8 protein-coding genes and 1 tRNA gene are annotated in these 8,669 nt (G+C 69.4%); 5 read left to right on the forward strand and 4 right to left on the reverse strand.

Annotated features, from left to right (window positions below; genetic code table 11):
- The first annotated feature begins 220 nt into the window (after nucleotides 1–220).
- Nucleotides 221–3,889 carry an ATP-binding protein gene (locus DW297_RS09185; RefSeq protein WP_136031583.1) on the forward strand — a complete coding sequence of 1,223 codons (3,669 nt, stop codon included), beginning with the start codon at nucleotides 221–223 and terminating at the stop codon, nucleotides 3,887–3,889.
- A gap of 288 nt (nucleotides 3,890–4,177) precedes the next feature.
- Here DW297_RS09185 and mscL read toward each other — a convergent pair whose 3' ends face one another.
- The 3 genes from mscL to DW297_RS09205 are packed head-to-tail and all read right to left on the reverse strand — an operon-like array spanning nucleotide 4,178 to nucleotide 5,498.
- Nucleotides 4,178–4,588, reverse strand: coding sequence for a large conductance mechanosensitive channel protein MscL (gene mscL, locus DW297_RS09195; protein WP_136031587.1), 411 nt, complete (start codon nucleotides 4,586–4,588; stop codon nucleotides 4,178–4,180).
- Nucleotides 4,589–4,614: 26 nt separating this feature from the next.
- Complete coding sequence (locus DW297_RS09200; protein WP_136031589.1) at nucleotides 4,615–4,887, reverse strand: FmdB family zinc ribbon protein; 273 nt, start codon at nucleotides 4,885–4,887, stop codon at nucleotides 4,615–4,617.
- Between the two features lie 14 nt (nucleotides 4,888–4,901).
- A complete protein-coding gene (locus DW297_RS09205; RefSeq protein ID WP_136031591.1) occupies nucleotides 4,902–5,498 on the reverse strand; it encodes a 5-formyltetrahydrofolate cyclo-ligase in 597 nt (198 codons plus the stop codon).
- A 40-nt stretch (nucleotides 5,499–5,538) separates the two neighbouring features.
- On the opposite strand from DW297_RS09205, the gene galU reads away from it, so the two are divergent.
- The 4 genes from galU (at nucleotide 5,539) to DW297_RS09225 (ending at nucleotide 8,143) form a co-directional block, all read left to right on the forward strand.
- Nucleotides 5,539–6,426 carry a UTP--glucose-1-phosphate uridylyltransferase GalU gene (gene galU, locus DW297_RS09210; RefSeq protein WP_136031593.1) on the forward strand — a complete coding sequence of 296 codons (888 nt, stop codon included), beginning with the start codon at nucleotides 5,539–5,541 and terminating at the stop codon, nucleotides 6,424–6,426.
- Between the two features lie 46 nt (nucleotides 6,427–6,472).
- On the forward strand, nucleotides 6,473–7,084 hold the full coding sequence (locus DW297_RS09215; protein ID WP_136031613.1) for a GNAT family N-acetyltransferase: 612 nt from the start codon (nucleotides 6,473–6,475) through the stop codon (nucleotides 7,082–7,084).
- Nucleotides 7,085–7,167: 83 nt separating this feature from the next.
- Nucleotides 7,168–8,019: a hypothetical protein gene (locus tag DW297_RS09220; RefSeq protein ID WP_136031595.1), complete on the forward strand. Its 852-nt coding sequence runs from the start codon at nucleotides 7,168–7,170 to the stop codon at nucleotides 8,017–8,019.
- Between the two features lie 51 nt (nucleotides 8,020–8,070).
- Nucleotides 8,071–8,143 (forward strand) — tRNA-Ala (locus DW297_RS09225).
- 297 nt (nucleotides 8,144–8,440) lie between these two features.
- On the opposite strand, the gene DW297_RS19100 is transcribed toward DW297_RS09225, so the two are convergent.
- On the reverse strand, nucleotides 8,441–8,669 hold a 229-nt coding region (locus tag DW297_RS19100), incomplete at its 5' end, for a hypothetical protein (protein WP_205828261.1).

The raw sequence follows: 8,669 nt of genomic DNA on the forward strand, positions 1-8,669 counted from the left end.
CGCGGCCGATAAGGATGATGCTGCGCTCGTCGCGTTTCACGGACCGTGGAGAACCTGAGCCGAGGCCTTGGCGGGGGAGGGAGGGTGAACGTCGGACGGACGCGCGGATTTTCGGCGGAAACCCGCCAGGGATACCGGCCTCCGGCGGTCGCGCGCCTAGGGTGTGAGTGTGTGGCGACGTGAAGGGAAGTCTGCGGACGGCACGGCGGCGGAGACCGCTGTGCCTCTCGGCGACCTCCACGAGACCTCGACCGGCGTGGACATCGCGCATGCCGCCGAGGCCGAGCGGACGAGGCTGAAGGCGGAGGCGGCTGATCTCGGAGGTCCCTCCCCGCTCACCAGTTTCCGTGACGGGCCGGAGTCCGGCATCGACATCTCCAAGGCCCACCCCGGCAGCCTCCCGCAGTTCATCACCGGCAAGTCCACGCTGCTGTCCAATCTCTTCCGCGACGAGGTGGGACTGCGCACCGCCCGACTCGCGGCCGAGCGCATCACCGCGAAGAACACCGAGCTGCGCACGGTCCGTGGCATCGAGGCCGTGCACCTGGCGGTCGGTGTCGCGCGATGGCGGATCGGTGGCGCGTGGTTCGCCGCGCCCGTGCTGCTGCGGCCGCTCGCGATCCGCCGTCACCATACCGACTTCGAGCTCAAGCTCCAGGGCGCCTTCGAGGTGAACCCCGAGCTCGTGCGCATCGCGAGGGAGCACTTCGGTCTCACGATCGATGCCGATGCCCTCGCTGCTCTCGCGTACGACGGCGGCATCTTCAAGCCGCAGCCCGTGATCGACAGTCTCCGCGCGCTCACGCGATCAATCGACACCTTCTCCGTCGAGCCGCGTCTCGTCGTATCGACCTTCGCCGACGTCGGTTCCGCCATGTCCCGCGATGGCGCAACCCTCGACCACACCGTGCTCAACGCTCTCGGCGGCCACGTCGGCGATCGCGAACAGCTCGCTGCGCCCCGGGCGGTGCCGCATCACACGGGCCCGGACGATCGTGCCCCCGCGTCGGACAACCTTCTTCTGGATGCCGACGCCGAACAGGAGGCGGTGCTCGCACGCATCGCGGCCGGGCACTCGTTGACTGTGGCGACGCTTCCGGGGACCGGGGGCACGCAGACCGTCATCAACGCCATGGGCGAGCTGGTCCGGGCGGGCAAGCGCGTGCTCGTGGTGTCAGCGCGACGGTCCACTCTCGACGGCGTGCGCCACCGTCTCGCCGGCATCGGGCTGGACAGCCTCGCCGTGTCGCCCGCCAGCGTGCGACGCGACCTCGTGAAGGCGATCGGCCGCAACGAGAAGGCGACGGCGCCGAAGGTGAGCGAGGTCGACGACGCACTCGTCCGGCTCCGCACTGTGCTGCGCGACTACCGTGAGGCACTGACGTCACCCGTGCCGGGGCTCGACGCCTCGGTCCTCGACGCCACACGCCATCTCACCCGCCTCGCCTCCCTTCCGGTTCCGCCCTCGACCACAGCGAGGCTGGGGATCGACGCGCTCCGGCGACTCGCCGCCGATCGGACGGACGCAGCCGAGGCCCTCGCGCACGCGGCTCGTCTCGGCGAGTTCCGCGTCGGGCCCAACGACTCTCCCTGGTACGGCGTCACGTTCGCCAGCACCGAGGCCGCCCGTGCCGCACACGAGCTCGCCGGGCGACTGCACGCGACGAGCGTCCCGGCACTCCTGGAGCGCGGCTACGAGCTGATCGCACAGACGCACATGCGCCCCTTCGCCACGATCGACGAGCTCGGCGAGTACCTCCGCCTGCTGCAGGGCATCCGCGACACGCTCGATCGCTTCAGCCCGACCGTGTTCGAACGGCCGCTCGGCGAGCTCATACAGGCGCACGGCTCACGACGCGATGCGCCGGGGATGTCCGGCGCGAACCGTCGTCGGCTGCGACGGCTGGCGAAGGAGTACGTGCGTCCGGGTGTGCACGTGACCGAGATGCACGAGGCGCTGCTGCGCATCCAGACGCAGCGCACGCAGTGGCAGCGCTATGTCGATGCGGGCGTCGCTCCGGAGATCCCGCTCGGGCTCGCCGACGTCTACGTGGCCTGGCAGCGGGTCGAGGCGGAGCTGGCGGAACTGGATGCGGCCCTGGGGCGCCGTGAGCCTCTGTCCTCCCTCCCGGTCGCGCGGCTGGTGCGGATGCTGGCGGGTCTCGCGGCGAAGTCCGAGGTGTTCGAGAACCTCGTGGAGCGCGCGCAGCTGCGCGACAAGCTGGCTCTCCTCGGGCTGGAGCCGCTGCTCACTGAGCTCTCGGTGCGACATGTGTCCGAGGCCCAGGTGGGGGAGGAGCTCGAGTTCGCGTGGTGGCAGTCGCTGCTGGAGCGGGCGCTGCAGGACAACCGGTCCCTGCTGGGTGCGAACACGGCCGTCGTCGACCGGCTCGAGCGCGACTTCCGGCTTGTGGACGAGGCGCATGCGGCGATGGCGGGACCGTTGCTGGCGTGGCAGCTGGCCAACCAGTGGCGTATCGCGATCGTCGACGAGCCGCAGCAGTCGCAGCATCTGCGCCGTGCGCTGACCCAGCCGTCGACCACGACCGCGGAGGTCGTGAGCGCGGCGCCGACCCTGGTCGACGTGCTCGCCCCGGTGTGGATCTCGTCGCCGTACCTCGTGCCGGAGATCCCTGACTCGGTGGAGTTCGACACCGTGCTGCTGGTCGACGCCGCTGCCATCAATCTCGCGGAGGCCGCCCCGGCGATCCGTCGCGCGCGCCAGGTGGTTGCGTTCGGTGATCCGGTGACACAGCGGCCCACGCCGTTCCACATCGCCGTCGATCCGTCCGAGGAGTGGGAGGCCGAGGTCCCGTTCGACGAGGTGTCGGTCTTCGAGCGCCTGTCCGAGCTGCTGCCCGTGATGACCCTCACCCGGAGCTATCGCGCGGGTGGTGAGGACCTCGCGGAGCTCATCAATGACGCGTTCTACGGCGGGGAGATCGTCTCCCTCCCGTGGGCCGGGTCCTATCTCGGCCGAGGCAGCCTCACGGTCGACTACGTGGAGGGGGGAACGGGCACTCCCGACCCCGTCTCCGGAGCGGTCGAGAGCCCGGACGCCGAGGTCGCGCGGGTGGTCACGCTCGTGGTGGAGCATGCCGTCCACCGTCCCGCCGAGTCGCTCATGGTCGTCACGGCGAGCACGCGCCACGCCGAGCGGGTGCGCGCGGCGGTGACCTCCGCGTTCGCCGGTCGCTCGGATGTCGCGGACTTCGTGGGCCGTGACACCGCCGAACCGTTCGCGGTCCTGACGCTCGAGGAGTCGGTGGCGGAGAGCCGCGACCGCGTGATCTTCTCGCTCGGATTCGGTCTGACCAAGCACGGACGGGTGCTCAGCGACTTCGGCGACCTGTCGACCCCGGACGGCGAGCGTCTGCTCACCGTGGGCATGACCAGGGCGCGCCGGTCGATGGTCCTGGTGTCGTCGATCCGGCCGTCGGCGTTCGACGACGGTCGGCTGGAGCACGGCGCCGCCACCCTCATGTCGATCCTGGGCGGTCTGGCCACGCGCGCGCGTGACGCACGTCTGGAGGATCTCGCCGATCCGCTGACGTTGGCCCTCGCGCGGGAACTGCGACGACTCGGAGCCTCGGTCGACGTGGACTACCGGGGACTGCTTCCGCTCGTGGCGCAGCATCGGGGCAAGGCGGTCGTGATCGAGTCCGACCCGGAGTCGCGCGGCGAATCGTTGCGCGAGACGCTGCGCCTGCGCCCGCACGTGCTCCGCCGCCTCGGGTGGCACTATGTGCGCGTGCACGCGTTCGACCTGTACAGCGACCCGCGCACCGTGGCGACGCGCATCGCGTCCGTGCTCGGCATCGCGGAGTCGACGGCTCGGGCCGAGAACGACACGCAGCCCATCGACCTCGGCGACCGCGGGCGTGAGTGACAGCGGCGACGCGGAGCCTCGGCAGCGCGTGGTTCGGGTGCCCGGGGCTCGCCGGGCACGGTTGACACCGGTTCCCGGGAGCGACACGGCCCCTGAGGCGGCGACCACCGCGACCGGCGACGAACGCCGGACCGCTCCCGCGGGCGCCAAGGGCCCGAACGACGAGCAACTCCTGCGCGACGTGCCGCCGCACTACTGACACGGCAGTGCCCTGCACAAGAAAGACGCACGGCCCTCGGGAGGACCGTGCGTCGTGAGTTCTGTGCCGCGTGGGGGCGCGGCCCGGTGTCAGGCGCCGCGCTGCTGCTTCTGCAGCAGGTCGCGGATCTCCGCGAGGAGTTCGGTCTCGCTGGCCTGGGCGGCCTCCTCGACGACCGGGTTCTTCTTCGCGCGACGCTCCTTGTAGATGTTCATCGGCATCACGAAGGCGAAGTACACCACGATGGCGACCGCGAGGAAGCTGATGATCGCGGTGATCAGGTCACCGATCGGGAAGGTGACCTCCTGCCCGTACAGGCCGGTGATTTTCGGGCCGAACTTCCCCGCTGCGTCCGCGACGAAGAACAGCGACACCAGCGGATTGATGATGCTGGCGACGATCGCGTTGACGACGGCGGTGAACGCACCGCCGATCACGACGGCGACCGCGAGGTCGATGACGTTGCCGCGCAGAATGAACTCTTTGAATCCCTTGATCACGGGAAACCCCCAAATATCGTGCGACCTCAGTTCGAGGCCGGGGTCGATGCGGCGGTCGTTTTGGCCCCCGTCGTCGAACCCGCCTTCGATGATGCCGAACCCGTCGCGGATGTGCCACTTCCGGCACGCGAGTCCGTGCGGTAGAAGCCGGAGCCGTTGAAGGTCACACCGATGGAGCCGTACTGCTTGCGCAGCGGGCCGCCGCACTCGGGGCAGACCGTGAGCGCGTCGTCGGAGAAGCTCTGGACAGCGTCGAACTGGTGCCCGCACGTCGTGCAGGCATAGGCGTAGGTGGGCATGGGGTCCTTGCGGTTCAGCGTCGCCGGGGCGACAGGTTCAGGGTCTGCGTCGGGGTGACGATGCCGTCCACCGGCTGATCGTGCACCTCCCGCGGCAGTGCGTCGAGTATCTCGGAATCATAGATGACGGCATACACGGGCGGGCACTTCTCCATGGAGCCGATCGTCTTGTCGAAGTAGCCGCGTCCCCAGCCCATGCGCATGCCGGAGCGGTCGACGGCGGCGGCGGGGACGATCATGAGGTCGACGTCGTTCACCGCGATCGGGCCGAGCACCTCGCCGGTCGGCTCCGGCAGTCCGTGCAGACCCTCGGCGACCTCGTCGGTGTCGTCGGCGACCGCCCAGTCGAGCAGCCCGTCGGCGCGCGTGACGGGCAGCAGCACGCGGATTCCCCGCCGCACAGCGCGGGTCACGAAGTCGCGCGTCCCGGGCTCGGTGGTGGTCGAGAGGAAGCAGGAGATCGACCGTGCGCCGAGCTCATCCACCAGCGCGTCGAGGCGTTCGCCGATCGCGTTCGCCGCCGCCTCACGCTGCGGGTCGGAGAGGAGTTGACGCCGTTCACGCAGGTCTGCCCGAAGGGCTCGCTTGGCGTGCTCGACGTCTTTCCACATGCTCCGAGTCTAGGGCGGGGCCCGGCGGTAGGCTGTGGGGATGGGTAACGAGAAGATCAAGGCCGTCATTCCCGCCGCAGGACTGGGGACCCGCTTCCTGCCAGCGACGAAGGCGATGCCGAAGGAGATGCTCCCCGTCGTGGACAAGCCGGCGATCCAGTACGTGGTCGAGGAGGCTGCCGATGCCGGCATCGAGGACATCCTGGTGATCATCGGGCGGAACAAGAACGCGATCTCCAACCACTTCGACTCGGTACCCGAACTCGAGGTCAAGCTCATGGAGAAGGGCGACACCGGTCGGCTCGAGCGCGTGATGAAGTCGAGCGATCTGGCCGACATCCACTTCGTGCGTCAGGGCGAGCCCAAGGGGCTCGGGCACGCGGTGCTGCGTGCCCGCACGCACGTCGGTGACAGTTCGTTCGCCGTGCTGCTGGGTGATGACCTGATCGACGAGCGCGACCCGCTGCTCACGGAGATGATCGCCCAGCACGAACGCACGGGCGCGGCCGTCATCGCGCTCATGGAGGTCGACCCGGACAGCATCCACATGTACGGCGCCGCTGCCGTCGAGCCGATCGAGGGATCCGACGCGGTGCGGGTCACCGGTCTCGTCGAGAAGCCCGCCAAGGAGGATGCGCCGTCGAACCTCGCGATCATCGGCCGCTACGTGCTCCCCGCGTCCGTCTTCGAGATCCTCGAGCGGACCGAGCCGGGCAAGGGCGGCGAGATCCAGCTCACCGACGCGCTGCAGGAGCTCGCGACGGCCGAGGGCGGTCCCGGCGTCGTCGGCGTGGTGTTCGGCGGGCGCCGCTACGACACGGGTGACCGTGTGGACTACATCAAGGCGATCGTGCAGCTGGCGACCGACCGCGATGATCTCGGAGCCGAGCTCCGCCCCTGGCTGAAGGACTTCGCGGAGCGCCTCTAGGCGATCGCGCGGGCGGTCGAGGTGCGGCATGGAGATGATGGCGGGGATGCGGCACGGGCCCGTTGAGCTGCGCCTGATCAGGACCAAGGACGCCAGGCCGCTTCAGCACGAGCTGCTGACGAACCGGTCGTGGCTGCAGCCGTGGGAGGCGACAGTGCCGCATGGCGCCGTGTCGTTCGACATGCGCCTCAGCATCCGGCGCCTGCTTCAGCAGTACCGTGACGGCGGTGGCTATCCGTTCGTCATGGAGTGCGACGGTGAGATCGCGGGGCAGCTGAACGTGTGGGGAGTGGCGCGGGGATCCCTGTGCTCCGCGACCATCGGCTACTGGGTCAGCGAGCGGTTCGCCGGGCGGGGGATCACTCCGACCGCTGTCGCCCTCGCGACCGACGCCTGCTTCACGGAGTACGGTCTGCATCGGATGGAGATCTGCATCCGACCCGAGAACGCCGCGAGTCTCCGCGTCGTGCAGAAGCTCGGCTTCCGGTACGAGGGCCTTCGTCGCCGGTACATCCACATCGATGGCGACTGGCGCGATCATTACGCTTTCGCACTCACCCGGGAAGACGTGCCCCAGGGTGTGCTCGCCCGCTGGCTGAGCGGTCAGGTCCCACCTGAGGCCGCGGCCGTCCCTCCTTCGGACCGCATCTCGCTCTGATCGAGTCCCATTCCGCCCGGACACACCGCGACACGCGCCCGGCTGCACGGCGGCGCCACCCCGCTGCCCTTACCGTTGTCGTTATGGACGGGCCGGTGCTGAGCGGGGGAGTGATCGTGCTCGTCGCCGTGCTCCTGTGGATGCTCTATCTCCTGCCGTCCTGGCGCGGACGCTTCCAGTACAACGCCGCGGAGCGCAACGCCGTGCGGCTGAACCAGGCCCTCCGCGTGCTGGCAGAGACCAGTGAGACGCCGAGCGAGGTGCACGTCGAGCTCAATGCCCGGACGGTGCTCGCTCAGCAGAAGCTCGCGAAGCGCGTGCAGTCGCAGCGCGAGGCGGCCGAGCTCGAGGCGTTGCGCGAGCAGCTCGCTGCCACCAAGGCGGACCCGGCGGTCCGGCGTGCACGCGCGCGTCGGCGCACGCGGATGCTTGCGACGTCCACGCTTCTGCTCGGCCTCGTCGCCGCCGGGTTCGGCGTATGGCAGCTCCTTGCCGCCGGATCCTCCGTGCTCCTGTGGGTGGGCGGCGCGCTCACCTTCACCGCCGCACTGATCCTGCAGCGCATGGCGTCGGTGGCGGTACGCGCGGCTCGCCGACCCCGGGTCGCGGTGCCGGCGGAAGCGCAGCGCGTCGCTCCGGAGCTTCACGACCAGGGGCGGGCGACCTGGACGCCGCGCCCGCTTCCCGAACCGATGGTCTCGGTCACCGGCTCGCGAGCGCACGTCGCGCGTGCCGAGATGGATGCGCAGCAGGCGCGACGTGACGCCGCGCGACGCGCCGAGCTGCGGGAGCGCGCTGAGCGCCTCGCTCCCGCTCCCCCCGTCGCGATCCCCGCACCCGCGGCGGATTCTCCGTACGCGCGGATGGGTTTCGTGGACGACGCCGAGATCGAGGCGCACGTTCGCGAGCTTCTCGCACGGCGAGCGGCTGGTTGACTGCGCCGACACGAACACCCCGCGCATCGTGATAACGTAGAACTCGTTCACGGGCCTATGGCGCAGTTGGTAGCGCGCCTCGTTCGCATCGAGGAGGTCAGGGGTTCGAATCCCCTTAGGTCCACAACAACACATGAAGAAAGCCGCCGGGTCACCGGCGGCTTTCTTCGTCTCCGCCCGGGGCTTCCGTTCCGTCCGCAGCATCATCTCGGCGCGAATGGTTCGAGGTCGCAGCAGAACGTGAGCGCGCGTCGCGGACCCGTCGCCCGGCGACCGCTGCGTAGGATCCGAGCCGGAATCCACCGGGTGGGGGTGCGACACGCCCGGGCGGATGGGGCGATTTGCCCGCCCCCCGGAATCCACGTAAGTTATTACCTGTTCGCCCCAAACGGTTGAGCGGAGGTCCTCGGACCGGCTCCCGTCAAGCATCGAACACCTCCCGATTCCAGAAGAGCTCGATAGAGCAATCCGGATGAAGGTGCTGACTCGTTCCCTCGAGCAGGTCGCCGAACGGCGATTTGACAACGGAAACGAGATCGGTAAGATAGAGAAGTTGCCCTGCGGGCCTGGTTGTGATGGCTGGGTCGTGGGAGTTCAAGAAGCTGAGCGGCCTGAGCTGGCCGCAGCTGGTGCGGGATGCGGTGTCGATG

It is taken from the genome of Microbacterium sp. PF5 (assembly GCF_004794315.1).
Classification (GTDB): Bacteria; Actinomycetota; Actinomycetes; order Actinomycetales; family Microbacteriaceae; genus Microbacterium; species Microbacterium sufflavum.

Bases quoted from the DNA above. Each gene is read 5' to 3' on its own strand.
- DW297_RS09200 (WP_136031589.1), bottom strand. From the start codon at position 4,887: ATGCCCACCTACGCCTATGCCTGCACGACGTGCGGGCACCAGTTCGAC.
- DW297_RS09205 (WP_136031591.1), bottom strand. From the start codon at position 5,498: ATGTGGAAAGACGTCGAGCACGCCAAGCGAGCCCTTCGGGCAGACCTG.
- galU (WP_136031593.1), top strand. From the start codon at position 5,539: ATGGGTAACGAGAAGATCAAGGCCGTCATTCCCGCCGCAGGACTGGGG.
- DW297_RS09215 (WP_136031613.1), top strand. From the start codon at position 6,473: ATGCGGCACGGGCCCGTTGAGCTGCGCCTGATCAGGACCAAGGACGCC.
- DW297_RS09220 (WP_136031595.1), top strand. From the start codon at position 7,168: ATGGACGGGCCGGTGCTGAGCGGGGGAGTGATCGTGCTCGTCGCCGTG.